Origin of the sequence: Streptococcus chosunensis, assembly GCF_003626515.1 — a bacterium.
In the GTDB taxonomy this organism is placed as follows: domain Bacteria; phylum Bacillota; class Bacilli; order Lactobacillales; family Streptococcaceae; genus Streptococcus; species Streptococcus chosunensis.
In genome coordinates this window covers 330,982-356,066 of record NZ_RBCK01000002.1, presented here as the reverse complement: position 1 = coordinate 356,066, position 25,085 = coordinate 330,982, and the positions used below count along the sequence as shown (strand labels likewise).

General features: G+C 40.8%; 22 protein-coding genes and 1 riboswitch. Of the genes, 2 read left to right on the top strand and 20 right to left on the bottom strand.

Going from position 1 to position 25,085, the window contains the following annotated elements:
* Positions 1-199: 199 nt before the first annotated feature.
* From D7D54_RS07690 to D7D54_RS07620, 15 genes are all read right to left on the bottom strand, one after another.
* The gene (locus D7D54_RS07690) at positions 200-2,413 is read right to left on the bottom strand and encodes a glycoside hydrolase family 31 protein (protein WP_120719156.1); all 2,214 of its coding nucleotides are present in this window, start codon (positions 2,411-2,413) and stop codon (positions 200-202) included.
* 153 nt (positions 2,414-2,566) lie between these two features.
* A complete protein-coding gene (locus tag D7D54_RS07685; RefSeq protein ID WP_020902028.1) occupies positions 2,567-2,746 on the bottom strand; it encodes a hypothetical protein in 180 nt (59 codons plus the stop codon).
* A gap of 496 nt (positions 2,747-3,242) precedes the next feature.
* On the bottom strand, positions 3,243-3,635 hold the full coding sequence (gene rpsI / locus D7D54_RS07680; RefSeq protein ID WP_000075964.1) for a 30S ribosomal protein S9: 393 nt from the start codon (positions 3,633-3,635) through the stop codon (positions 3,243-3,245).
* Positions 3,636-3,653: 18 nt separating this feature from the next.
* Positions 3,654-4,100: a 50S ribosomal protein L13 gene (rplM, locus tag D7D54_RS07675; protein ID WP_001044624.1), complete on the bottom strand. Its 447-nt coding sequence runs from the start codon at positions 4,098-4,100 to the stop codon at positions 3,654-3,656.
* Positions 4,101-4,315: 215 nt separating this feature from the next.
* Positions 4,316-5,515, bottom strand: a complete 1,200-nt coding sequence (locus tag D7D54_RS07670; protein ID WP_020902021.1) for an ABC transporter permease — start codon at positions 5,513-5,515, stop codon at positions 4,316-4,318.
* Complete coding sequence (locus tag D7D54_RS07665; RefSeq protein WP_120719155.1) at positions 5,512-6,405, bottom strand: ABC transporter ATP-binding protein; 894 nt, start codon at positions 6,403-6,405, stop codon at positions 5,512-5,514. Before D7D54_RS07665 ends, D7D54_RS07670 begins: the two co-directional genes overlap by 4 nt.
* A 235-nt stretch (positions 6,406-6,640) precedes the next feature.
* On the bottom strand, positions 6,641-9,046 hold the full coding sequence (gene pheT / locus D7D54_RS07660; RefSeq protein WP_120719154.1) for a phenylalanine--tRNA ligase subunit beta: 2,406 nt from the start codon (positions 9,044-9,046) through the stop codon (positions 6,641-6,643).
* 120 nt (positions 9,047-9,166) lie between these two features.
* On the bottom strand, positions 9,167-10,213 hold the full coding sequence (gene pheS / locus D7D54_RS07655; RefSeq protein ID WP_049486684.1) for a phenylalanine--tRNA ligase subunit alpha: 1,047 nt from the start codon (positions 10,211-10,213) through the stop codon (positions 9,167-9,169).
* Positions 10,214-10,485: 272 nt separating this feature from the next.
* Positions 10,486-11,136, bottom strand: a complete 651-nt coding sequence (locus tag D7D54_RS07650; RefSeq protein WP_120719153.1) for a phosphatase PAP2 family protein — start codon at positions 11,134-11,136, stop codon at positions 10,486-10,488.
* Positions 11,126-11,689, bottom strand: coding sequence for an ECF transporter S component (locus tag D7D54_RS07645; RefSeq protein ID WP_000185834.1), 564 nt, complete (start codon positions 11,687-11,689; stop codon positions 11,126-11,128). The genes D7D54_RS07650 and D7D54_RS07645 overlap by 11 nt, the downstream gene beginning before the upstream one ends.
* 164 nt (positions 11,690-11,853) lie before the next feature.
* Positions 11,854-12,072: riboswitch (FMN riboswitch) on the bottom strand.
* A 59-nt stretch (positions 12,073-12,131) separates the two neighbouring features.
* A complete protein-coding gene (locus D7D54_RS07640; protein ID WP_120719152.1) occupies positions 12,132-12,635 on the bottom strand; it encodes a tRNA (cytidine(34)-2'-O)-methyltransferase in 504 nt (167 codons plus the stop codon).
* A gap of 192 nt (positions 12,636-12,827) precedes the next feature.
* A complete protein-coding gene (locus tag D7D54_RS07635; RefSeq protein WP_100104741.1) occupies positions 12,828-13,658 on the bottom strand; it encodes an energy-coupling factor transporter transmembrane component T family protein in 831 nt (276 codons plus the stop codon).
* Positions 13,643-15,325, bottom strand: coding sequence for an ABC transporter ATP-binding protein (locus tag D7D54_RS07630; protein WP_120719151.1), 1,683 nt, complete (start codon positions 15,323-15,325; stop codon positions 13,643-13,645). Before D7D54_RS07630 ends, D7D54_RS07635 begins: the two co-directional genes overlap by 16 nt.
* Positions 15,326-15,493: 168 nt before the next feature.
* Positions 15,494-16,039, bottom strand: coding sequence for an ECF-type riboflavin transporter substrate-binding protein (locus tag D7D54_RS07625; protein ID WP_033689391.1), 546 nt, complete (start codon positions 16,037-16,039; stop codon positions 15,494-15,496).
* A gap of 15 nt (positions 16,040-16,054) precedes the next feature.
* Positions 16,055-16,903 carry an SAM hydrolase/SAM-dependent halogenase family protein gene (locus D7D54_RS07620; RefSeq protein WP_001063590.1) on the bottom strand — a complete coding sequence of 283 codons (849 nt, stop codon included), beginning with the start codon at positions 16,901-16,903 and terminating at the stop codon, positions 16,055-16,057.
* A 188-nt stretch (positions 16,904-17,091) separates the two neighbouring features.
* Between D7D54_RS07620 and trkA the strand changes: the two genes are divergently transcribed.
* Positions 17,092-18,441, top strand: coding sequence for a Trk system potassium transporter TrkA (gene trkA, locus D7D54_RS07615; protein ID WP_033681270.1), 1,350 nt, complete (start codon positions 17,092-17,094; stop codon positions 18,439-18,441).
* A gap of 3 nt (positions 18,442-18,444) precedes the next feature.
* Entirely contained in the window at positions 18,445-19,884 is a 1,440-nt protein-coding gene (locus D7D54_RS07610) for a TrkH family potassium uptake protein (RefSeq protein ID WP_120719150.1), read from the top strand.
* Positions 19,885-19,927: 43 nt separating this feature from the next.
* Here D7D54_RS07610 and D7D54_RS07605 read toward each other — a convergent pair whose 3' ends face one another.
* The 5 genes from D7D54_RS07605 to D7D54_RS07585 form a co-directional block, all read right to left on the bottom strand.
* The gene (locus tag D7D54_RS07605; protein WP_020902010.1) at positions 19,928-20,731 is read right to left on the bottom strand and encodes an ABC transporter ATP-binding protein; all 804 of its coding nucleotides are present in this window, start codon (positions 20,729-20,731) and stop codon (positions 19,928-19,930) included.
* A 12-nt stretch (positions 20,732-20,743) separates the two neighbouring features.
* Positions 20,744-21,637: an ABC transporter permease gene (locus tag D7D54_RS07600; RefSeq protein ID WP_120719149.1), complete on the bottom strand. Its 894-nt coding sequence runs from the start codon at positions 21,635-21,637 to the stop codon at positions 20,744-20,746.
* Between the two features lie 11 nt (positions 21,638-21,648).
* Positions 21,649-22,626, bottom strand: a complete 978-nt coding sequence (locus D7D54_RS07595) for an ABC transporter substrate-binding protein (RefSeq protein WP_033681264.1) — start codon at positions 22,624-22,626, stop codon at positions 21,649-21,651.
* 451 nt (positions 22,627-23,077) lie between these two features.
* Positions 23,078-24,004: an ATP-binding cassette domain-containing protein gene (locus D7D54_RS07590; RefSeq protein WP_001291288.1), complete on the bottom strand. Its 927-nt coding sequence runs from the start codon at positions 24,002-24,004 to the stop codon at positions 23,078-23,080.
* A 10-nt stretch (positions 24,005-24,014) separates the two neighbouring features.
* The gene (locus D7D54_RS07585) at positions 24,015-25,082 is read right to left on the bottom strand and encodes an ABC transporter ATP-binding protein (RefSeq protein ID WP_061590047.1); all 1,068 of its coding nucleotides are present in this window, start codon (positions 25,080-25,082) and stop codon (positions 24,015-24,017) included.
* Positions 25,083-25,085 lie beyond the last annotated feature (3 nt).

The following is a 25,085-nucleotide window of genomic DNA, read 5'->3' as shown; positions in this document are numbered from 1 at the left end:
ACGTTGAAAAATCTCCTTTAAAAATTTGCTCTTGTTTAGTTTAAAAATATTTCAAACCTTGAAACATACTTATCCTTTCCTCTTCAGTAAACAAAAATCCCTATGCCAAACTTGTAGTTACTACAATACAAGCCAATAAGCATAGAGATGTAAAACTGTTACACATTAAATAATAGAAATTGTGTACGAAATTTCTCAATTAGTTTTCGCTAGTAAATATCTTTTCCAACAAACGCCCTCTCAATTCCTTATCCTGATGATGCAAGATATTCATTAACTCATGAGAATTTTTCGCATTGATGAATTGATTTAATAATCTATCTTTTAATTCATATGGAAGAGAAGCCGTCTTTAGTAGTCTAAAAACTTCATCATTTAGGGATAGCCTTTTATTATCTTTCCATTCAAATCTAGCTGTATCATTCTTATTTGGCAATTCAATCATAGACACATTCGTTCCTTTAAAATGAATTCTATGCTTTCTATTACTTGGAACGATACTAGAATCTCCTTGTAATGCCAACTCTACCATTCCCATTTCCCAATCGATTGATAATCTTGTTTTATATCTTTGACCATTTTGATCTTCAATCATTTCAAAAGAATGTTGTTTGCCTGGGAATACATACCAATCTACAACTTCAGGTAAATCAACACCCATATCTATCTCAGAACCAACCAAGGGAATGATTGCACCACTTTTTGCAAACACAGGTATCATCGAAATGTCTCGATAAACACTTAACTTCACACCACCTGTATATTTTTTCTCTGAAAAGAAGTCATACCATTCACCTTCAGGGAACCATACATCCACTTTTGCAGATTGGAATGCCAAATCCATCTTTTCTACAACGGGAGCCACCATCAGTTCTGTTCCAAAAAAGTATTGATTTGGAACATTATAACTCTCATCATTCTCTGGATAGAAATAATACATTGGGCTGATTAATGGGGCACCTTCCTCGTGTGTCTTTACATTCATAGTGTATAGATAGGGGATCATCTGATGTCTCAAACGAAGGTATTTCTTCATAATCTTAGATGTTGTTTCTGAAAAAAACCAAGGTTCCTTACTATTAAAGGGACTTCTAGAACTATGTAATCGAGTTATCGGACTAAAAATACCAAACTGTAGCCATCTAGTTTGTAGCTCCTCGTCATAATCCCCCAGCATGTGTCCACCGATATCATGACTCCACCAACTATAACCGATATTAGATGCTGTCGCTGTAAAATAAGGTTGAAATCTTAAGGAATTCCAACTAATAATAGTATCCCCTGAAAAACCAACAGGGTAGCGGTGACTACCAGGACCTACATATCTTGATAAAATCAAACCACCTTCTGCATTTTTACAACTATCCTGATAGTGATAATGGTTTAAAAGCCATAGTGGATCTAGCATACCTTGTGTCCCTTGTTGCCAGTCAATCCACCAAAAATCTACTCCCTGCTTTTCTAGCTCATAATGAACATCTTTAAAGTAGGCTTCTCTAAAAGAGGGATTAAAAAAATCAAAAATGGCAGGTTCTTCTAGTTCTACATTTAACCCCAATCGTTTGGCGACTCGAGGATAAGCTTCTTCATAAGCCCGTATACCATCAGCAGGATGGACATTTAAGGAGAGTTTTAACTTCCTATCATGAAGTTCTTGCAATAACTGTTCTGGATTAGGTATTAAGTTTTTATTCCAGCTATATCCTGTCCAGCCACTTCCAAAACGGGCTGGAATGTCAGTTATATGCCAATCCATATCTAAAACGCCGATAGATAATGGAATTTTCTCTGTTTTAAATCTATCTATTAAATTCAAATATTCATCCGACGTATAAGGCCAATACCTACTCCACCAATTACCTAAAGCATATCTTGGTAACAAAGGTGTTGAGCCAGTCAAATGGTAAAAGTCTCTGATTGCTCCTCTATAATCATGCCCATAGGCAAAGAAATACAGGTCAATTTGATTTTCTCTCTCAATATAACCAGACTGTTCATCCCAAATAAATCCTTGAGAATCATCCAATAAGGCAATACCACTTCGACTAATAATTCCATCTTCTAATGGGATTGCTCCATCTGCCTCATCCAGAGTCCGAGCTGTTCCTTTTAACGTTTCAATAGATTCACCAAAATACCAGCGACTACCATATACGGCAAAATTTCCTTTTAATTCTATAAATAAATTTTCGGCGTTAAATTCTCCTTTATTAAAGTGCAAATGAAAATAGTCCGTCATAATATCTAGTACGTTTGATGTCTCGATATAATCTAACGAAATTTGGCCAAAATCTCTATTATAAATAAGTTGTGTCGTTCTATCCTCAAAACTGCCAGTTTTAGAGTATTCTAACCTTACTAGCTTGTCTGTTAATACAGAGATGCGATAAAACTCTCCCTTAAAAATTTTCAATTTGTTTCCCTCCTTTTATGAGAGCATAAAAACAGAACGCACCAATTTTGATGCGTTTTTCGTTATTCTGAATGCAATGTTCTATCTATGACAAATAATACTCAATTGAAAAAATGTAGTGGACAAAATATCTTTTAACAAATCAAGATGTTATTAAAGAGTTATCCCCAGAGCAAGAGCTTCATCTCTCAATGTTTCAACATCGCTAACCGTAGGTCGCCATCCTTCAATCATATTTGTACTTAAAGCATACCAAACACTCTTAAAAACAGATCGGTTTTCAAAAGCTACTCCCATGATTGTCATCTTTTCTTTATCTATATCTAAGGACATATGCTACCTCCTTTAGTTACATTATACCATGTTTCTCTGTAGCTTTTAAAAATTTTATAAACTTCAAATCCAAATATAAAACTAGTTCTTTTTCCTTTTTAACTAATGATTCTGAGTAAAAACTTAACTTCAGGGGAAAATGAAGTAAGACAAGACAAAATTCAAAAACTGATTTCGTACAACTCAAAATACTGATTTTAGACTGAAGATAATACTAGAATGCTAATTAATGTTTTTATAATAAAGAGTTGACGACTTATGTTGCTTTTGATTTCTTAAGAATATAAAAAGAAACAATAAGGTAAACTTTCGAGTGATTTGAAACGTTGATAGTATAGTATTGATTAACGTTTTAAGACAACTGACTTGTCCGGTTGCAGCCACATTTGCAAGCGACTAAAGTCGCAACAACTGTGTCAATTGCACCAATTTAGTAAGAAAGTACAAAAAGAACACCCCGAAAGGTGCTCTTTGTAAGTATAGTAATTCTTTCGAATTAACGTTTACTAAATTGTGATGCTTTACGAGCTTTCTTAAGACCTGGTTTCTTACGTTCAACTTTACGTGAGTCACGTGTAAGAAGTCCTGCGCGTTTCAATGAATCGCGGAAGTCTGGGTCTACTTGAAGAAGGGCACGAGCGATACCGTGACGGATAGCTCCTGATTGACCAGCGTATCCACCACCTACAACGTTAACGAAAACGTCGTATGAACCTGCAGTTGAAGTAACTGCGAATGGTTGGTTGATTACAAGACGAAGGTCAGCGTGTGGGATGTACTCTTCAACATCTTTTTTGTTAACAGTGATTTTACCAGTTCCTGGAACAAGGCGAACGCGTGCAACAGCGTTTTTACGACGTCCAGTACCTGCATATTGTGCTTGTGACATACTTTATTGTTCCTTTCCTTAGATAAGTCCTGAAATATCAAGAACTTCTGGTTGTTGTGCAGCGTGAGTGTGCTCAGCTCCAACAAATACTTTCAACTTCATACCTTGAGCGCGTCCAAGAGTATTGTGTGGAAGCATACCTTTAACTGATTTCTCGATCAAACGTACTGCATTTTTAGAACGAAGTTCACCTGCAGAGATTTGTTTCAATCCACCTGGGTGGTTTGAGTGAGTGTAGTAGATTTTATCAGTTGCTTTTTTACCAGTCAATTTAACTTTTTCAGCATTGATAACAATCACAAAATCACCTGTATCAGTGTGTGGTGTAAATGTTGGTTTGTTTTTTCCGCGAAGTACGCTAGCAACTACTGCAGAAAGACGTCCAAGTGGTACATCAGTTGCGTCAACTACGTACCATTTACGTTCAACTTGGCCTGGTTTAGCCATAAATGTTGTTTTGTTCATGATTTCTCCTATATATAGTTCGATTTTTGTTTACGGTGATGGGTGTTCCTTCCCATCGAAAAGTATTTGGAAGGTTCCGGGGCCTTTCAAATGGGGTAAACAATACCGCCTACTATAATACCAAATTTCACCCCTAAAAGTCAATAGATATGAAAAATATTTTTCTGAATTCCACTCTTTTTATCTCTAAAAAACCTCGCTTTCGCGAGGCTCTTCTATTTATAAGATAAGGCACGTTTAAAGGTTTTCCAAGGACCTAAATCATCTGTTTGCAGAACGAGACTAGCATACATACGTCCGATAAAGACTGTTGCCGTTACTGCAAAAGCAATCGTAATAGCAAGCGAAATCCAAGCTTCTAACCCATTTGCATATCCATTAATAGCTCTAAATGGCATGAAGAAGGTCGAAATAAAGGGAATATATGAACCAATCTTCAAGATGAGATTGTCACCAGCTGCACCTAGAGCTGTCACTCCAAAAAAACCACCTATAATCAAGATCATCAATGGCGACAAGGCTTTTCCTGCATCCTCAGGGCGAGAAACCATAGATCCTAAGAAGGCTGCTAAAACAACGTACATAAAGAGGCTAACCAAGACAAACAATAAGGTGTTGAGCGAGAAAGCCTCTCCTATATGGTTTAAAATACCAGATTGTGCCAAGATTGGTAGGTCTTTAAAGAGAAGAATGGCAGCAATTCCACCCACGACGTAAATGCCAATATGGGTCAAAATCACAAGAAGCAGAGCCAGCATGCGAGCGTAGAAATAATGACTAGCTCGGATACTAGAGAAGACCACCTCCATGATTTTGGTTCCTTTCTCGCTAGCTACTTCCTGAGCAGTGACACTAGCATAGGTAATCAAAATCATATAAAGGAAGAAACCAAGCCCTGCGGCCGCAATGGTTTGAACAATTTTTTTGTTTTCCTTAGATTCATCAATCTTCTCAGTAAAATCAACAGTTTGACTCAGGCGTTTTTCCTGTTCTTGAGACAAATTAGCCGCCGAGCGATTGAGTTGGTATTGCAGTTCGTTGAGCTTATTGGTTACTGCTAGCTTGATGCCTGTTTCAAGAGAAGTTTCACCATGATAGACGGCCTTGAGGACGCTGTTCTCTTGGTCAATGGTTAAGTAACCCTTGATTTTCTCATCTTTGATAGCAGCTTGGGCACTGGCTTCATCCTTATAATCAAAGTTGATACCATTGGTACCCTTGAGCCCATCTTCCACAGATGGCACAGTTGTTACTACTGCTATCTTACTATTCTTGGCCATAGAAGACCCTTGGAGATAGCCAATTCCTACAGATAAGGCTAAAAAGAGGAACGGCGAAATCACCATAAAGAAGAAACTCCACGATTTGACATGTCGAAGATAGGTTTCCTTCATTACAACCCACATATTTCTCATACTTCCACCCCTGATTCTAGTTTAAAGATTTCATCAATTGTTGGCGCTTGCTGGTCAAAGGTTGCGATGTATTGCCCCTGAGTCAAGATTGGGAAGAGTTCCCTTCCAGCGCTCTCATCCTCTAAGATCAATTTCCAACTGCCTTGTTTGGTCAAGCTCACCTGTTTGACATGAGGAAGATTTTCCAATTCTTCCTTGCTTCGTTCACTTGAAACAAAGAGACGCGTTTTCCCGTATTGATTGCGGACATCCTGAACTGGTCCATGCAAGACCACACGACCATCTCGAATCATGAGAATATCATCACAAAGTTCCTCGACATTAGTCATAACATGGTCAGAAAAGATAATGGTTGCCCCACGTTCTTTTTCTTGAAAAATGACTTGCTTGAGCAATTCTGTATTGACTGGGTCCAATCCACTGAAAGGCTCATCCAGGATAATCAAATCTGGCTCATGAATCAGAGTAATGATGAGCTGAATCTTCTGTTGATTTCCTTTTGACAGACTCTTGATTTTATCTGTCAGCTTTCCTTTCACTTCCAACCTCTTCATCCATTGAGGGAGTTTTTCCTTGATTTCCTTAGCATCCATACCTTTTAGAGTCGCCAAGTAACGAACTTGTTCAAGGACTGTCAATTTAGGCATGAGACTGCGTTCTTCAGGCAGATAGCCAATCCGAGCGTAGGTCTCTTGACGAATACCCTGACCATCTAGACTGATTTCTCCTTGATATTCTAAAAACTTCAAAATACTGTGGAAAATTGTTGTCTTCCCAGCACCATTTTTCCCGACTAGTCCCAAAATACGACCTGGTCGCGCTTGAAAGTCAATACCAAACAAAACTTGCTTGGGTCCAAAACTTTTCTCTAGACTTCTTACTTCTAGCATCTTTCACCTCCGAAATGTCTTGCACTCATTATACTCCTTTTTGATAGCCTTTACAATGATTTCCGTCCATTTTTATCATCCTCATTTTAGTAAAAAATCTTAGGGTACTTTGAGTTATGAGTACATTATACACTGGTAAACTCCAATTTATCTTCTCTGTTCCTCAGCTGTCTATTTTTGATCCTGAATTGTTATTTGAAAAGCAAAAATCCACCCCGAAGGATGGATTGATAAGTTAACGCACTTCTGCATTGACTTTTTCTTCAAGCGATGCTTGGATTTTTTCCATGTAGCGTGCGACTTCTTCGTCCGTCAAGCTATCTTCTGGATTTTGGAAGGTCAAGCTATAAGCCATTGACTTCATACCAAGTCCCAATTTTTCACCTGAGAAGACGTCAAAGAGTTTGATATCTGTCAAACGTTTCACGCCGGCAGCTTGGATAGCGTCCACAACTTCTTGGTGAGTGACTTCTGCCTTGAGGAGTAGAGCCACGTCACGGCTGACTGCTGGGAATTTGGTGATTTCCACAAATGGAGCAGCTGGTTGAAGGGCAGCTTCGATGGCTGAAAGGTTGAGCTCAGCTACATACGTTTCTGGAATATCGTAAGCCTTAGCAGCGACTGGATGCACTTGACCAAGGAAACCAAGAACTTGGTCACCTAGTGAAATCACGGCTGTACGACCTGGGTGGAGGCTAGCAATTTCAGCTGTAGCTGTATAGGTCACTTCTAGTCCCAAACGAGCAAAGAGGGCTTCAAGGATTCCTTTAGCGTAGAAGAAATCAACTGGAACGGCTGCTGTTTGGAAATCTTTTTCAGCAGCCAAGCCTGTCAAGGCAAAGGCAAAGCTGTTAATCTCATTTGGAAGTTCTTCTTTTGGATTACCAGTTTGCTCAAAGACTTTTCCAATCTCGTAAAGGGCCAAGTTTTTGTTCTTACGAGCTACGTTATAAGCCACCGTATCTAGGATACCTGAAATCATATTTTGACGGAGAACAGAACGGTCCACGGTCATTGGCCACATGAGTTCAGTAAGGTTACTTGGTTGAGCTGTGAACTCAACTGCTTTTTCAGGAGTTGTCAGAGCGTAGGTGATGATTTCTGTCAAACCTGCCCCTTCAGCAATGGTACGAACTTGACGGCGGAGTTTTTGTGTCGCAGTCAATTCACCAGCTGTACCATCGTCTTTTGGTAGGCTAGTTGGCAAGCGGTCATAACCATAGATACGAGCGATTTCTTCGAAGAGGTCTGCCTCGATAGTGATATCCCAGCGACGACGTGGGACGCTAACTGTAAAGCTATCTGCATTGCCAGAAAGGCCAAAGCCAAGACGACGGAAGACATCTTCGACATCAGCATATGAAAGCTCCGTACCAAGGACACGATTAACATCAGCAAGAGTTGAAGAAACTTCCACATCAGAGGTATCAAGTTCACCCGCTGAAACGATACCCTTACGCACAGTCGCACCTGCAAGCTCTGCAATCATGCTAGCTGCCGCATCAAGAGCTTCGTTAACAGTTGCCACATTGATCCCTTTTTCAAAGCGAGAAGATGACTCAGAACGAAGGTTGAGGCGACCACTAGTCTTGCGGATAGATTTGCCATTGAAAACAGCGGCTTCAAGGACAACACGACTAGATTTTTCAGAGATTTCTGTTGCTTGACCACCCATAACACCTGCAAGAGCCACTGGTTTGTCAGCCACAGTGATGACTAGGTCATTCACGTCCAACTCACGTTCTTCACCGTCCAAGGTCACCAATTTTTCACCAGCACGCGCTTCACGCACACGGATGTCAGTCCCTTCAAAGGTATCCAAGTCAAAGGCATGCATAGGTTGACCAAAGTAAATCAGGATATAGTTGGTCACGTCCACTACGTTATTGATTGGACGAATACCTTCATTCATAAGAAGATTTTGCAACCATTGTGGACTTGGTGCGATAGTCACATTGTCCAAGATACGAGCTGCATAGTAAGGCGCCTTGTCTGTCTCAATGCTGACAGAAAGAGCATCTGCTGCAGCTTGGTCAGTTTCTGAAAGAGTAAATTCTTTAAAGTTGACTGCCTTGTCATAGATAGCTGCCACTTCGTGAGCTACTCCACGCATAGAAAGAGCGTCTGCACGGTTTGGTGTGATAGACAGTTCGATGATTTCATCATCTAAATCTAGATATGAGAATACTTCCTCACCTGGAACGGCATTTTCTGGCAAAATTTGAATGCCATCTGCGAATTCCTTAGGCACAACTGAGTCAGAAATGCCCAATTCACCAAGTGAACAGATCATCCCAAGTGACTCCAAGCCACGGATTTTCCCTTTTTTGATCTTGTAATTGTCAGCGATGCGAGCTCCTGGAAGAGCCACCATGACCTTGATACCAGCACGCACATTCGGTGCACCACAGACGATTTGACGGGCTTCTTCTTCGCCAACGTTAACCTGACAAACATGAAGGTGAGTTTCTGGCACATCTTCGCAAGACAAGACCTCACCGACGACAATTTTTGAGAGACCGGCGGCCGGAGATTCCACACCTTCTACCTCGATCCCTGTGGTTGACATTTTTTCAGCCAACTCTTGTGATGGCACATCAATGTCCACCAATTCTTTTAACCATTTATAAGATACAAGCATAATTCTGATTGTAAGGTCCCACCAAGTAAGACCTTTTCAATTCCTTTCTTTTTCTTCGAGTCAGTCCTCACCATTTCTCGTCAAGAGTAGCTGACTAGGACTGTGTTTCAGGTTTCAATCTTATTTAAACTGTTCTGAGAAGCGGACATCTCCTTGGTAGAATCCACGGATATCGTTGATTCCATAACGGAGCATAGCTACACGCTCTTGTCCAAGACCAAAGGCAAATCCAGAGTAAACAGTCGCATCGATACCACTCATTTCAAGGACACGTGGGTGAACCATACCGGCACCCATAATTTCGATCCAACCTGTTTTCTTACATACGTTACAGCCTTCTCCACCACACTTGAAGCAAGAAACATCCACCTCAACAGATGGCTCTGTGAATGGGAAGTAAGATGGGCGCAAACGAATTTGACGCTCTTCACCGAACATTTTTTGCACAATCAACTGAAGGGTTCCTTGAAGATCAGCCATAGAGATATTTTTCCCAACAACCAAGCCTTCGATTTGGTGAAACTGGTGACTATGGGTCGCATCATCCGTATCACGACGGAAGACACGTCCTGGTGAGATCATCTTCAAAGGACCTTTTGAAAAATCATGGGCATCCATGGCACGAGCCTGAACTGGAGACGTGTGAGTACGGAGTAAGATTTCTTCAGTGATATAGAAAGTATCCTGCATATCACGTGCTGGGTGATCTTTTGGAAGGTTCATACGTTCAAAGTTATAGTAGTCTTGCTCCACTTCAAATCCATCCACAACTTGGTAACCCATACCGATGAAGATATCTTCGATTTCTTCACTGGTTTGTGTCAAAATGTGGCGGTGACCAGTCGCAACTGGACGACCTGGAAGTGTCACATCGATGCTCTCGCTAGCCAGTTGAGCTGCGACTTTCTTTTCTTCCAAGAGTTTAGCTGTTTCTTCAAAAGCAGCTGTCAAGACATCACGAGCTTCATTAACGTGTTTCCCGATAATTGGACGCATCTCAGCAGAGACATCTTTCATCCCTTTGAGGATTTCAGTAAGCGAACCCTTTTTACCAAGGACAGAAACACGCAAATCTTGCATCTCTTTTTTATTTTCAGCAGAAATCTGCTTCAAGCTAGCCAGCGTTTCTTCGCGAAGCGCTTTTAATTGTTCTTCAATAGTTGACATAATTCCTCCATCAGTCGCTCGTAGATAAAAAGAAAACCACATGCCAAAAACTCCACTCGGAGCGTTGACACGCGGTACCATCCGTTTTTATCTGACAAGTCAGACCTTCATTTCTAAATCCATGCGCAAGTGAATTCACCCAGCTTTCATATAGAGAGCTTGCAGTCATGGCTCTCCTCCCTGATATACTTCCCTTGGGCTACTAGTCTTGCGGATTTCTATTCAATTACTACATAGTTTATCAGATTTTTACCATTCTTGCAAGACCTATCTCACTTCTGCTTGCCTTTAAATCGCCATTGGAAGCGGAGCTTATCATAGAAGGGAAACTCGATAAACAGGACTCCCAAGCCCACACAGAGACTGGCAAGAACGTCTGATGGATAATGAACTCCCAGATAGACCCTTGATACCAACACACTGACCAGGTAGAGTCCTAGAACGATTTGCACGATTTTTCTCCAGACTGGATTTTTAATCCGTTGACTGAGAATGACAATCAGAGAACCGACCATCAAGGTTACAGCCAGAGAATGGCCGCTTGGAAAGGAAAATCCCTTCTCCTCAACCAAGTGTAAAATAGCTGGTCGTGGGCGCTGGTAGATATTTTTAAAGGTCACGATTAAAAGACCCGCCAAAGACAGATTTCCCAGCATGAAGAAACTTTCTATCTTCCACCGCTTACGATAAAAGACAAAAGCTGTAATGACAACCCAAGTGATAATCACTGGGATATCAATCAGACGTGTGATGGCCTTGAACAGAAGAGTCAAGTAATCTGGTAAATCTCCTCGAATGGCAGACTGAATCGATTGGTCAAAATTGACCAACATTTCAGGATAAAATTTGACCATGTAGCCAAGAATAACGAAAAGTAAAAGGGCAAAACTGCCCTTCATCAAAAATGTTTGTTTATCTTTCATAATGTTTTAAGGTTGGTTTCAAGAGAACATACAACAACCAGAATGAAACGGAAAAGATTACACCTTCAATCAAGTTAAAAGGTAATACCATGGTCATTAGGTAGTTGGAAAGTCCCAAAATTTTTCCAATATCAAAGTTAGCAAACTTAGCGTACAGAGGAACAGCGTAAACATAGTTGAGAACCAACATAGCCACGGTTAAACCAATAGTCCCAGCTAGAGAGCCTAGTAGGAAACGAAGGGTTGTCCGTTCCTTTTTCCAAATCAAAGCAAATACGATGACAAAAACTCCCAAAGCTACGATATTCATCGGCAAACCAATGTAAGTATTCACTCCCTGGCTGTTAAGAAGCAATTTCAAGAGTGAGCGAAGCAAGAGAACTCCTAGAGCAGCAGGCAAATCCATGACCACCAAGCCCACAAGGACTGGCAAGATACTAAATTCGATCTTGAGGAAGGACGCCGCTGGTAAAAGCGGAAAGTCAAAGTACATCAGCACAAATGAGATGGCTGATAAAATCGCAATGGTCGAAAGTCGACGTGTGTTTGTCATAACAGGTTCCTCCAATTTTCTATAAAATCAGAAGAAGTTAGAAAGGATTCCTCTATCTATTCTCACTTTTTATATCCCAAAAAGTTCCCTCTCACTCTATTAAAGAAATCCAAGCAAGCGGTTACAATTAGACTATAAATCTATCAGAACAGACAAAGCTATTCTTTCGTCTTCTCCCATCCAGACTATACTGTCGGTTGTGGAATCTCACCACATCAGCTTGCGCTCGCGGACTTATTTGGCTAAGATATTTTAGATTTATCTAGGCGTCGCAGTCAAAGATAATACTTAAAGTATATCGAGACAAGACAACGACGAGAAAGCTAAAATAGCTAGTCAAATTTACCGCCGGTCGGGAATTTCACCCTGCCCTGAAGACTCTTTTATCATAACAAAAAACGCTTGCAAGCGCAAGCATTTTGTTCATTTTCATTTTCATTTTTTATTTCAATTTATCCACTTCATAGGTATGAACAAGCTCAAGACCTGCAAAGTTCTGCTGGCGGAGAGCCTCATAGACAATCATGCAGACGGTATTAGACACATTGAGACTGCGGACATGTTCATCATTCATAGGAATACGGAGAGCTTTCTCAGGATGTTCTCGCATAAAGTCCTCAGGCAAGCCCTTGTCTTCACGTCCAAATAGAAAATAATGGTCTTCGTTAGTCGATAAATCCACATCAGAATACACTTTCTCAGCGAATTTAGAAATCAGATAGAGTTTTCCCTTCATCTGAGACGTGAAATCCTCTAAACTCTCGTAAAAATAAATCTCTAGCTTATCCCAATAATCCAAACCAGCTCGCTTCATCTTGCGGTCATCGATAGGAAAGCCCATAGGCTTGATGATGTGGAGGGGAGAATTGGTTGCAGCGCAAGTACGCGCGATATTGCCTGTATTTTGTGGAATTTGTGGTTCAAATAATACAATGTGATTTGTCATGACTTGCTTCCTTTTACCATTGCAAAAAAATAGCCACACTGCCCGGAGTCAAGCTCAGCAAACAGCGTGGTTAAGGCATCGTTAACTTACCTCACAACAGGTTTGAAGTAAATCAGCGAAACTACTTTCTTAGTATAACACTTTCAGAATCATTGTCAATAGAAACGACTTGATTTTTTCAATTTTTTCAAGCTATTTCCAAGGGTTGTAAAATCGTCCCTGATTCTGCAAGATAAGTAGTAAACTAGTTACTAAAAATAAGGCTGCCAAGAGCAAGGTAAGATAGTCTCCTTTTTTTAAAGCCTGATAACTATACCAAGTGCGTTTTTTCTCTTTCCCAAAGCGTCGAAGCTCCATGGCAGTCGCGATGGTATCAATCCGTTCTAGCGAGCTAAAAATCAAGGGAGTAATAATGCGCAGATTGCCTTTGATTCGTTGCATAAGAGAAGCTTTCTTGGATAATTCCATCCCACGCGCCTCCTGAGACATCTTGATAGTAAAGAATTCTTCCTGCAAATCTGGAATATAGCGCAAGGTCAGACTGACAGAATAGGCAATCTTATAAGGCACACCAATTTGATTTAAACTAGAAGCAAACTGACTAGGATGAGTTGTCATCAAAAAGATAATAGCCAGAGGAATGGTGCAAAGGTACTTAATGGCAAGATTTAGCAGGTAAAAGAGCTCTTGGCTGGTCAGAGTGTAGGCACCGATTCCCTGCCAAATCACACTTCTCTCTCCGTAAAGTCCAACCCCATACTCGGGAGAAAAGAGATAGACCATCAAGACGTTTAAAACGGCAAATACCGTCGCAAAAACGGCTACAAAGGAAACATCTTTAAAACGGATCTCTGACAAATAGAGGAGAAAGACCGAAAAGATGGCAATCAGAACAAGCAGTCTGGTATCATAGCTAATCATGGCCGCCAATGATACGAGAATGAAAAAGAGGAGTTTACCAGCTCCTGACAAGCGATGAATCACAGTATCTCTATGCTGGTAACCAATTAATTTAGCTTGCATTCTTCTCTCCTTTCTTTGTAAAATGCCGTTAAAGCAAGTGGATCCACATCTAGTTTCTTGGCCAAGTTAAAGATAGAGGTTTCTTTTAGGTTGGCTTTTACTAACAGCTCAGGATTGCTCAACAGACTAGCTGGATTAGTATCGGCAATCAATTCCCCATCCACCATGACAAGAGCACGATCAGAATAATCCAGCATCAATTGCATATCATGGGTAATCATGACAATGGTATGCCCTTGTTGATGCAGTTCTTCAAGAAATTCCATAATCTCAGTATAGTTCTTCTGGTCTTGACCTGCTGTTGGCTCATCTAAGAGAATGATTTCAGCGCCTAAGACCAAAATTGAAGCAATGGTGACACGTTTTTTCTGACCAAATGACAGGGCAGAAATAGGCCAATTACGGAATTCATAGAGACCACAGATTTTCAAAGTTTCATAGACTCTCGTTTCAATTTCCTGCTCGTCCACACCTCGCAAACGAAGTCCCAGAGCCACCTCATCAAAAATCATATTGGTTGAAATCATTTGATTAGGATTTTGCAGCACATAGCCTACTCGTTCCGCCCGCTCTGCAACAGAATCTCCTTTTATATCCTGTCCTGCCCAAAGATAGCAGCCTTCCGTCTGAATAAAGCTACTTAAGGCCTTAGCAAGGGTTGATTTCCCAGCTCCATTTTTTCCGACAACAGCAATCTTTTCACCCTTTTTAATGTCTAAATGAATGGATTTTAAAATCGGTCTATCATCATAAGAAAAAGACACGTCCTCTAGTCTAAAGAGTGACTGCAATTCTGGGGGTTCTTTTGCCAGTTCATTCTGCAACTGAACCTGACCTTTTGAGATAGACAAGTTATCCAGATCTACTAATTGTTCTTCCGCGGCTAAATCCACACCCAATTGACGGAGAGTCGTTAGATAAAGGGGTTCTCGAATTCCATTTTGTGTCAATAAATCAGTCGCCAGTAACTGATCAGGGCTCCCATTAAAAAGGATACGGCCATCGTTTATCAAGATAATCCGATCCACAGGGCGATGCAGAACATCCTCCAAACGGTGCTCAATAATAAGGGTCGTCGTTCCCTCTTCCTTATGAATCTGATCAATCAATTCGATAATATCCTGACCTGACTTGGGATCCAGATTGGCGAGTGGCTCATCAAACAAGAGAATCGGACTCTCATCAATCAAGACACCAGCCAGACTGACTCGCTGCTTTTGCCCACCAGACAAATCCTGGGGACGCTGATTCAGTAAAGAAATAAGGTCCAGCTTTTCAGCCCATTTATGAACACGACTTTTCATGTCATCTAGAGCTGTCACGTCATTTTCCAGAGCAAAAGCCAAATCCTCTGCCACAGACAGGCCGATAAACTGCCCATCTGTATCCTGCAAAACTGTGCTGACTAGATGAGATTTATCATAGATACTCATATCAAAGGCCGCTTGCCCCTTAATCAAAAATTCTCCAGACATCTGACCCTTGTAAATATTGGGAATAATTCCATTCAAACACTGACCCAAGGTAGACTTGCCTGATCCAGATGGGCCAACAATTAAGACTTTCTCTCCCTTATAAATAGTCAAGTCCACTCCTTGCAAGGTCGGTTCTTGTTGCGTTTCATACTGGAAAGAGAAATCCTTCCACTCAATTATAGCTTCTTTCATCTTACTCTCTTCATTCGCTTCTTAGACTTCTATTTTATCATAAATCAAGCCCTTCTTGCAGTCTCTTCTCGTAAAATCTTAGCGTCAAAAAGAGTCCTATCATAGCTTGCTTGCCTAACTAATCAATAAACATCGAAAAAGACTGGTTGTCCAGCCTTTTCTCTTATGTTAATCCTTTTTCAAACTTCCTGAACGAGTCTGCGTACGTGAATAAGCTAGCAAGAGAAGGGTACCTGCGATAGCTACAGTTACAGCATTTGCAATTCCCGCAACAATCCCTTGGGCAAATACTTTTTCTGCCGCTTCTTGATAAATCACAACATCTCCAAGTGGTGCCAAGACACCCCAAACAAGAGCATTTGCAACAATCTGAATGAGGTTAAAGAAGACAATATCCTTCAACTCAAAAACACCCTGTGTTACTCGAATGTATTTTCTAAAGAGACCTACAGCTAGACCAAAGAGACCACTAGCAATAATCCAAGTCCACCATAGACCGTAGCCAGCAAGAGAGTCCTTCACTGCATGCCCAATTAAACCAACAAGTAGTCCCACTAGAGGGCCAAAAATAATAGACAAGAGGCTCTGTACCGCATACTGAAGCTGGATGCTTGTATTTGGAACAGGCGTTGGAATACTGATCATCCCGATGACAACAAAGAGCGCAGCTCCAACACCGATAGCAACAACTTGTTTAATTGATTGATTTTTCATCTATATTCTCCTATTTTATGATTCTATTTTCTTTATTTCAATGGTCCAAGATGAACCGACACCCACATTATAGGCCTTGGCAAAGGAACCTTGGTTGATAGCCAGACCTAAACGATAGAGAGAGTTGATGTAAAGGATGGGTTGCCCAATTCTCACATCTGCAAATGATTTGCCATAAACAACCTGATTTTGATAGACCAGCATATCAGCGTGATAGATAGTCACTTCAAAACGGTCACCGAATGCTGGTTCCAGCTTGTAAAATTCTTCTCGCGTGATAGAGGTCCAAAGCGAACCAAAACGCACATCCAGAATATCAATAGCTCCCTTCACCAGATGATCTTCTATGATTGTCTCTACGACTGGAAGCTCTACAATCTGATCCACACTGAGCTCTGGCCCCACTTCCTCAAAACTAATGTGACCACTGGCTAATTTAGCACCAGTATAAGCATAAACATCACGACCGTGGAAGGTATAAGAATGCTCTGTGTTTTGACGCCTATTAGCTACCTCAGAAATTTCACGAATGGCTACAATACCAACGTGTTTCTTGATAAAAGAAAGAGTCCCATTATCTGGCGTGACAATGTATTGATTTTTTGCAGTTTTGGCAACCACACTCTTACGTTTCGAGCCGACACCTGGATCGACAACCGATACAAAAGTCGTTCCCTCAGGCCAGTAATCCACCGTCTGAAAGAGACGGTAGCTCCCCTCAAAAATATTATAAGGTGTGATATCGTGCGTCAAGTGATGGATTTTTAAAGTTGGAGATTCTTCTAAAGCCACTCCAATCATAGCCGATACCGCACCATCAACCAGACCAAAGTCTGATTGTAATACCAGTAAATTATTATTCATTTTATCTCCTTGTATATCCTTTATCATACCATATTTCAGAGAAAGTCGCTAATAGCTATTTCAATTGGTTAGGGTATAGTTTTACCTTATAGCAAATTTCCTACTAAAAACTCTGGTGATTAGCTAGTAGGTGCATTTTTTCTTGAAAAAAGGTATGATAGTTACATAATGAAGAAGTAGGTTTTATTATGAAAATTATCCTTGTCGGAGGGGGAAAAGTTGGTTCTGCCCTCTGTCGCTCCTTGGTTGCAGAAAAGCATGATGTTTTGCTGATTGAGCAAGACGAAGCTGTTCTCAATCATATTGTCAATCGCTTTGATATCATGGGTATCCTTGGTAACGGGGCCGATTTTACCATCCTTGAGCAAGCCAGTGTCCAGGATTGTGATATCTTTATCGCCCTGACTGAATACGATGAAGTGAACATGATTGCAGCCGTTCTAGCCAAAAAAATGGGAGCTAAAGAGACCATCGTTCGGGTGCGCAATCCTGAGTATTCTAACTCTTATTTCAAAGAAAAGAATATTCTCGGTTTTTCTCTTATCGTTAATCCTGAGCTCTTGGCTGCCCGTGCTATTGCTAATATCATTGACTTCCCCAACGCCCTCTCTGTCGAACGTTTCTTTGGTGGACGGGTCAGCTTGATGGAATTCGCTGTTAAATCCTCCAGTGGTCTTTGCCAAATGCCCATTTCTGATTTTCGGAAAAAATTTGGCAATGTCATTGTCTGTGCGATAGAAAGGGATCATCAAATTATCATTCCAAGTGGTGACATGACTGTACAAGATAAAGATAGAATCTTTGTCACTGGTAACCGTGTTGATATGATGCTCTTCCATAATTACTTTAAATCACGTGCCGTGAAGAGCCTTCTCATCGTTGGGGCAGGTAGAATTGCCTATTATCTACTAGGTATTCTCAAAGACAGTCGTATCGATACCAAGGTTATTGAAATCAATCCTGAGATCGCCAGCTTCTTTAGCGAGAAATTCCCAAATCTTTACATCGTTCAAGGAGATGGGACCGCAAAAGATATCCTGCTGGAAGAAAGTGCTCAAAACTATGATGCCGTTGCGACTCTAACAGGAGTCGATGAGGAAAATCTGATTACTTCTATGTTCCTTGACAGGGTAGGTGTACAAAAAAATATCACTAAGGTTAATCGTACCAGTCTCCTCGAGATTATCAATGCGCCTGATTTTTCAAGTATCATCACACCTAAAAGCATCGCTGTAGATACAATCATGCACTTTATTCGTGGTCGGGTTAATGCCCAGTATTCAGACCTTCAAGCCATGCACCATCTAGCCAATGGCCAAATCGAAACCCTCCAATTCCATATCAAGGAAGCCAATAAAATGACTGCCAAACCTCTTTCTCAACTGAAATTGAAAAAAGGGGTTCTTATTGCAGCCATCATTCGAAAGGGCAAGACTATTTTCCCTACAGGGGAGGATATGCTTGAAGTCGGAGACAAGCTCCTAGTAACAACCTTGTTGCCAAACATCACCAAGATTTATGACTTGATCGCGAGGTGAGAAATGAATAAAAGTATGATTCGTTACCTCCTTTCAAAGTTACTTTTGATTGAAGCTGTTCTCCTCTTGGTTCCTGTAGCTGTAGCTGTCTATTACCACGAATCGAGCCAAGTCTTTACAGCCCTCTTTACAACGATTGGGCTTCTCGTATTACTAGGTGGTTCAGGAATTTTACAAAAGCCAAAAAATCAGCGGATTTATGCCAAGGAAGGAATCTTGATCGTTTCCCTCTGTTGGATTCTTTGGTCTTTCTTTGGCGGTCTCCCCTTTGTCTTTGCTGGGCAAATTCCCAGCGTTATCGATGCCTTTTTTGAAATCAGTTCTGGCTTTACAACTACTGGAGCAACTATTCTGAATGACGTTTCAGTTCTCGGCCGCTCCCTCCTCTTCTGGCGAAGTTTTACCCACTTGATTGGAGGGATGGGAGTGCTTGTTTTTGCACTTGCTATTATGGATAATGCCAAGAATAGTCACCTAGAAGTGATGAAGGCTGAGGTTCCTGGCCCTGTTTTTGGTAAAGTAGTATCCAAACTAAAAAACACTGCCCAGATTCTCTATCTCCTTTATCTAGCTCTCTTCTCCCTCTTTGTCATCATCTATTATCTAGCTGGCATGCCCCTATTTGATAGTTTTGTCATTGCCATGGGAACAGCAGGTACCGGAGGATTTACCGTCTATAACGACGGGATTGCTCACTATGGTAGCTCACTGATTACCTATCTGGTTAGTATCGGAGTTTTGGTTTTTGGGGTCAATTTCAATCTCTACTACTACCTTATGCTCCGTCGCGTCAAGGCCTTCTTTGGAGATGAAGAACTTCGAGCTTACTTGGTTATTGTACTGCTTTCTACAGGCTTGATTAGCCTCAATACCCTCTATCTCTATCCAGGATTTTCAAAGAGTTTTGAAATGGCCTTCTTCCAGGTTTCCAATATCATTACAACGACTGGTTTTGGTTACGGAGACATTACCAACTGGCCCCTCTTCTCCCAGTTTATCCTTCTCTTCCTCATGGGAATCGGTGGTTCTGCTGGTTCAACCGCAGGTGGACTAAAGGTTATTCGAGGCCTTATCCTTTCAAAAATTGCTAAAAATCAAATTTTGTCAATCCTATCGCCCCACCGTGTTTTAACCCTCCATGTTAATAAAACGGTGATTGACAAAGATACCCAGCATAAGATTCTCAAGTACTTTGTCATCTATGCTATGATTTTGCTAGCACTTATCTTTATTGTCAGCCTAGATAGCAATGATTTTCTGGTTGTGACTAGCGCTGTCTTTAGCTGTTTCAATAATATCGGACCTATTCTAGGAACAACTTCTAGCTTCTCAATCTTTAGTCCTATCTCAAAAATCCTCCTCTCCTTTGCAATGATTGCAGGCCGCTTGGAGATTTACCCAATCCTACTTCTCTTTATGAAGAGAACTTGGTCTAAGAGATAAAATACAACCACACCTTGTGTCTAACAAAGTGTGGTATTTTTCTTTATCCCAAAACTAATTCATCACTGACCAGACTTTGGCCACTATTTTTCTGGAAGAGATGCATGAGGTCTTCAACTGTCAGATGCTTTTTCTCTTCTCCCTTGACATCCACCACTATCTTACCCTGATAGAGCATAATGAGACGATTACCGTACTCAATCGCATGGTTCATATCGTGGGTAATCATCAAAGTCGTCAACTGATGGTGTTCCACAATTTTTTGCGTCAAATCCATCACCATTTGACTCGTTTTCGGGTCAAGTGCCGCAGTATGTTCATCCAAAAGTAAAAGTTTGGGTTTCACCAGAGCTGCCATGACTAGGGTCAAGGCCTGTCTTTGTCCTCCTGAGAGATATTGGGTATCCACTTTCAAGCGGTTTTCAAGGCCAATATTCAACTCTTTCAAGGCTTCTTGGAACTGGATTCTATCCTTCTCCTTCACTCCCCAACCAAGCCCTCTCTTCTGCCCGCGTCTCAAGGCAATAGCCATATTCTCCTCAATCGTTAAACGAGAAGCTGTTCCCATCTTAGGATCTTGAAAAACACGGGCAATATCCTTGGCTCTCTTTCTGACACTCAGATTTTTAATGGATTTGCCTGCCAATAAAAGATCCCCTTCATCCACAGATAGATTGCCAGCCAAGATATTCATCAAAGTGGATTTCCCTGCTCCATTTCCACCAATCACAGAGATAAAATCTCCCTCTTCAACTTCTAAATCTAATCCTTTGAGGAGATGATTCTCATTGACCGTCCCTGTTTCAAATGTCTTGTGAATATTTTCAAGTGTTAATAAACTTGCCATAACTTTCTCCTCCTATTCATTTCTCAGTTTCAAACCACGAATCTTTAGTCTCTTTTGCAATTCTGGTGCAAATAAAACCAAGGCAAGCAAGATTGCATTAAAGAGACGAACCAGGTTTTGATCTAGATTTGGAATTTCATAGATATTTAAAATAATCAAACGGTAAACAATAGCACCAATTCCGATGGATAACAAGCGACCTCCAATGGTCAAGTCGTGTATCAAAACTTCCGCAATAATAACTGCACTCAAACCAACAACAATGGTTCCTGTCCCAGAAGTCACATCTGAAAATCCATCATTTTGGGCGAACAAGGAACCACATAGAGCAATCAAACCGTTTGAAATCATGTAACCAACAATCTTCATAGTGTCGACATTGACCCCATTAGCCTCACTCATCGGAATATTGTCCCCAGTCGAACGCAAGACCAAACCAATCTCTGTTTTCATCAAAAGAGTCAAGACTAAACAAACAAGTAAGAGACAGGCTAAGCTGAGTGAGAAAACAGCTTCTTCATTTGTCAGACCCAAACTCGCCAATTGTTTAAAGACGGTTGAAGAATCTCCCAAGGAAAGATTGGGCACGCTACCCATGATTTTAATATTAATTGAATAAAGCCCTGTCAAGGTCACAATCCCTGTCAAAAGCGCTGGGATTTTCATCTTGGTGTGGAGCATTCCTGATACAAGACCTGCTACCATACCTGCCAGCAAAGCTAGCAAGGTCGCAATCCAAGGATTTGTCCCTGCCTGTATCTGAGATACGACGACAGCCGCCCCCAAGGGAAAGGATCCCTCAGCTGTCATATCCGCAATATCCAAAATCCGGAAAGTCAAGTAGACCCCAATAGCCATAATCGACCACAACAAACCTTCTGATAAACTAGATAATACAAAATTCATCTTAAACCTCCTTATTCCTTACCTTCTAACTTACTGATATCAATTCCCAATGCATCTGCCATTTCTTGATTAGTATGCAATTCCAGTTTTTCAGGCAACTCAACTGCTATATTTTCTGGCTTCTCACCTTTTAAGACACGAATCAGCATTCGCGCTGTCTGTCTTCCTAATTCTTCATAATTGGTTCCGTAGTTATACAAGCCACCCACAGCAATCATTTCTGTTGAACCACCGAATACTGGAACCTTGTGTTTAATAGAAACCTGCTTGACTGTTTCCATGGTTGATGAAATGATATTATCCGTTGGTACAAAAACCATATCCACCTCTGCCATCAAGCTTTCTGCTGCAGCCTTGACGTTGTTACTATCCAAGATTGTTTTTTCAACAACGGTAAAGCCTTTTTCTTCCAGAAGGCGCTTAGCTTCATCCTTTTGGACAACTGAGTTTGGCTCGCTCTGAGTATAAAGAATTCCAATTGTTTTAGCTTTTGGCAACACTTTCTTTATCAAATTGATTTGGGTTGAAATGGCATCTGATGACTGATCGCTTGTCCCAGTTACATTGCCCCCAGGATGCTCTCTTGACTCAACCAACTTGGCACTGACAGGATCTGTTACCGCTGAAAAGATAACAGGCGTCGTTTGTGTTGTATTGGCCAAACTCTGAGCAGAAGGCGTTGCGATAGCTAGAACGACATCACTAGATTCTGCTAGTTGCTGAGAAATGGTTTTTAGATTTCTTTGTTCTCCCTGTGCATTTTGCAAATCAATCTCGATATTTTTCCCTTCAACATAGCCTTGCTTGGCCAGCTCATCCACAAACCCTTCTCTAGTAGCGTCTAAGGACTGGTGGGTAATAAATTGTGAAATACCGATACGAAATACATCTTTTTTCTTATCTGCCTTCAACTGATGCAAACTAACCAGAGAGGTCAAGAGGATCCCCACTACCAAGAGGGGTGCTAGTAATTTTCGAACAACTTTCATAATGAAACTCCTTCTCAGAAAAGATAAAACAAAAAACCGCCTAGATACTATCTAAACGGATGCTTGAAATAATCTAACAAGTTATAACTTTGCTAGTCCATTTAGATATTCATCTATATGGACCACAATCAAAAATCTTAGCCACATAGATACAAACAAATTGCTTGAACTGTTTGCATCCATGGTGACATGTCTACAAACACTATCTAAAGTAGCTAAAGTAAAAGTTTTGATTCATCGTTACAGCTTGTCTTTTAATCATTCTTTTTCTGCTTTCTTTTTTGATGTTTCCTATCTTACCACCTTTTTCATCACCTGTCAAGAATATTTCAGAATTTTTTAAAATTTTTCGAAAATTCTTTCAGGACGCTTTCAAAGACTTTCAAATCAGTCCAACAAAAAAAGGTTTATAATTTCCATAAAAACTGACATGGAAATTATAAAACCATTATTAGTTTAACCCTTGTTGGTAACGCGCCAATTCGGCTTGGTTCGCCCAAACATAGTGACCTGGACGGATTTCTACCATAGATGGCTTATCAGTCTCATAGTCGTGTTGACTTGGGTCGTAAACCTTCAAGACCTTCTTACGTTCCAAGATTGGATCTGGGATTGGTACCGCTGAAAGCAAGGCTTGAGTATAAGGATGAATTGGATTGTTAAACAATTCTTCTGTTTCTGCAACCTCTACAATAACACCCTTGTAAATAACTGCGATACGATCTGAAATAAAGCGAACGACAGACAAGTCATGGGCTATAAAGAGATAGGTCAAACCGAGTTCTTTTTGGAATTTTTTAAGCAAGTTCAAGACTTGGGCACGAACAGACACGTCCAAGGCTGAAATTGGCTCATCCGCAATAACAAAGTCTGGTTGCATGACCAAGGCACGGGCAATACCGATACGTTGACGTTGACCACCTGAGAATTCATGAGGGTAACGAGTCAAGTGCTCAGCAAGAAGCCCCACTTCACGGATAATATTTTTAACCTTCTCTTTACGTTCTTCCTCATCCTTAAACAGACGGTGATTGTAAAGACCTTCAGAAATAATATAATCAACAGTCGCACGTTCATTCAAACTTGCGGCAGGGTCTTGGAAAATCATCTGGATACGACGAATCAATTCCGCAGCTTGTTCACGCGATTTCTTACCATTAATCTTTTGACCATCAAAAATGATATCTCCATTACTTGTGTCATTTAGACCAATTATCGCACGACCAATAGTTGTTTTCCCACTACCTGACTCACCTACAAGCGAGAACGTTTCTCCCTTGTTGATAAAGAAGTTAGCATTTTTAACTGCGACAAACTTCTTACTTCCTTCACCGAAGGAAATTTCTAAATCTTTGATTTCTACTAATTTTTCAGACATTTCCTTCCTCCTAGTCAGCCAGATGGGCAAATCCCATTTTTTCACGAATCTTATCATGGAGATTTGCAATCACAGCTGGTTTTTCTACTTTTGGAGCATCCTCATGAAGTAGCCAAGTTTTAGCCCAATGTGTCTCTGATACTGAGAATTGAGGAGCTTTTTGTTCGAAGTCAATTTGCATTGCATAGTCAGAACGCAAGGCAAAGGCATCCCCTTTCAGGTCAGTATAAAGTGACGGAGGTGTTCCTGGGATTGAGTAAAGATCCCCTTTATCATCAGCAAGCTGAGGCAAGCTAGACAAGAGACTCCATGTATATGGATGGCGAGGGTCATAGAAGACTTCCTCAACAGTTCCATACTCAACGATTTCCCCTGCATACATAACCGCTACCTTATCCGCAATACTTGCTACCACACCAAGGTCGTGGGTGATAAAGATTGTTGTGAAATGGTACTCGTTTTGTAAGGATTTGAGCAAATCAATAATCTGAGCTTGAATAGTTACATCCAAGGCAGTCGTTGGCTCATCACAGATCAAGACATCAGGTCGGCAGGCAAGGGCAATAGCAATAACGATACGTTGACGCATCCCTCCAGAATATTGGAAGGGGTATTCATCAAAACGTCTATCTGCATCTGGAATCCCAACCTTATTCATGTAGTCAATCGCCAATTCTTTCGCTTCTTTAGCTGTTTTGCCTTGGTGTTTTACAATAACTTCTGTAATCTGACTACCAATTGTTTTAATTGGGTCCAAACTAGTCATTGGATCTTGGAAGATAGTCGCAATCTTAGCGCCACGAATTTGTTCCCAATCCTTGTGAGAAGATAAAGCTGTCAAATCTTGACCACGGTAGTCAATACTACCTTGGGCAATGCGACCGTTTTCTTCAAGCATACCTGTGAATGTCTTTGTCAAAACAGATTTTCCTGAACCAGACTCCCCTACCAAAGCGAGAACTTCACCTTCAATCAAATCAACGGAAACTCCTCGAATAGCTGTCAAAACTTTGTCACGAACGTCAAATTCCACGACAATATCTCGAGCAGTCAAAATTACATTTTTATTATTTGTCATTTC

Bases quoted from the DNA above. Each gene is read 5' to 3' on its own strand.
- D7D54_RS07685 (WP_020902028.1), bottom strand. From the start codon at position 2,746: ATGTCCTTAGATATAGATAAAGAAAAGATGACAATCATGGGAGTAGCT.
- rpsI (WP_000075964.1), bottom strand. From the start codon at position 3,635: ATGTCACAAGCACAATATGCAGGTACTGGACGTCGTAAAAACGCTGTT.
- rplM (WP_001044624.1), bottom strand. From the start codon at position 4,100: ATGAACAAAACAACATTTATGGCTAAACCAGGCCAAGTTGAACGTAAA.
- D7D54_RS07670 (WP_020902021.1), bottom strand. From the start codon at position 5,515: ATGAGAAATATGTGGGTTGTAATGAAGGAAACCTATCTTCGACATGTC.
- D7D54_RS07665 (WP_120719155.1), bottom strand. From the start codon at position 6,405: ATGCTAGAAGTAAGAAGTCTAGAGAAAAGTTTTGGACCCAAGCAAGTT.
- pheT (WP_120719154.1), bottom strand. From the start codon at position 9,046: ATGCTTGTATCTTATAAATGGTTAAAAGAATTGGTGGACATTGATGTG.
- pheS (WP_049486684.1), bottom strand. From the start codon at position 10,213: ATGTCAACTATTGAAGAACAATTAAAAGCGCTTCGCGAAGAAACGCTG.
- D7D54_RS07650 (WP_120719153.1), bottom strand. From the start codon at position 11,136: ATGAAAGATAAACAAACATTTTTGATGAAGGGCAGTTTTGCCCTTTTA.
- D7D54_RS07645 (WP_000185834.1), bottom strand. From the start codon at position 11,689: ATGACAAACACACGTCGACTTTCGACCATTGCGATTTTATCAGCCATC.
- D7D54_RS07640 (WP_120719152.1), bottom strand. From the start codon at position 12,635: ATGACAAATCACATTGTATTATTTGAACCACAAATTCCACAAAATACA.
- D7D54_RS07635 (WP_100104741.1), bottom strand. From the start codon at position 13,658: ATGCAAGCTAAATTAATTGGTTACCAGCATAGAGATACTGTGATTCAT.
- D7D54_RS07630 (WP_120719151.1), bottom strand. From the start codon at position 15,325: ATGAAAGAAGCTATAATTGAGTGGAAGGATTTCTCTTTCCAGTATGAA.
- D7D54_RS07625 (WP_033689391.1), bottom strand. From the start codon at position 16,039: ATGAAAAATCAATCAATTAAACAAGTTGTTGCTATCGGTGTTGGAGCT.
- D7D54_RS07620 (WP_001063590.1), bottom strand. From the start codon at position 16,903: ATGAATAATAATTTACTGGTATTACAATCAGACTTTGGTCTGGTTGAT.
- trkA (WP_033681270.1), top strand. From the start codon at position 17,092: ATGAAAATTATCCTTGTCGGAGGGGGAAAAGTTGGTTCTGCCCTCTGT.
- D7D54_RS07610 (WP_120719150.1), top strand. From the start codon at position 18,445: ATGAATAAAAGTATGATTCGTTACCTCCTTTCAAAGTTACTTTTGATT.
- D7D54_RS07605 (WP_020902010.1), bottom strand. From the start codon at position 20,731: ATGGCAAGTTTATTAACACTTGAAAATATTCACAAGACATTTGAAACA.
- D7D54_RS07600 (WP_120719149.1), bottom strand. From the start codon at position 21,637: ATGAATTTTGTATTATCTAGTTTATCAGAAGGTTTGTTGTGGTCGATT.
- D7D54_RS07595 (WP_033681264.1), bottom strand. From the start codon at position 22,626: ATGAAAGTTGTTCGAAAATTACTAGCACCCCTCTTGGTAGTGGGGATC.
- D7D54_RS07590 (WP_001291288.1), bottom strand. From the start codon at position 24,004: ATGTCTGAAAAATTAGTAGAAATCAAAGATTTAGAAATTTCCTTCGGT.
- D7D54_RS07585 (WP_061590047.1), bottom strand. From the start codon at position 25,082: ATGACAAATAATAAAAATGTAATTTTGACTGCTCGAGATATTGTCGTG.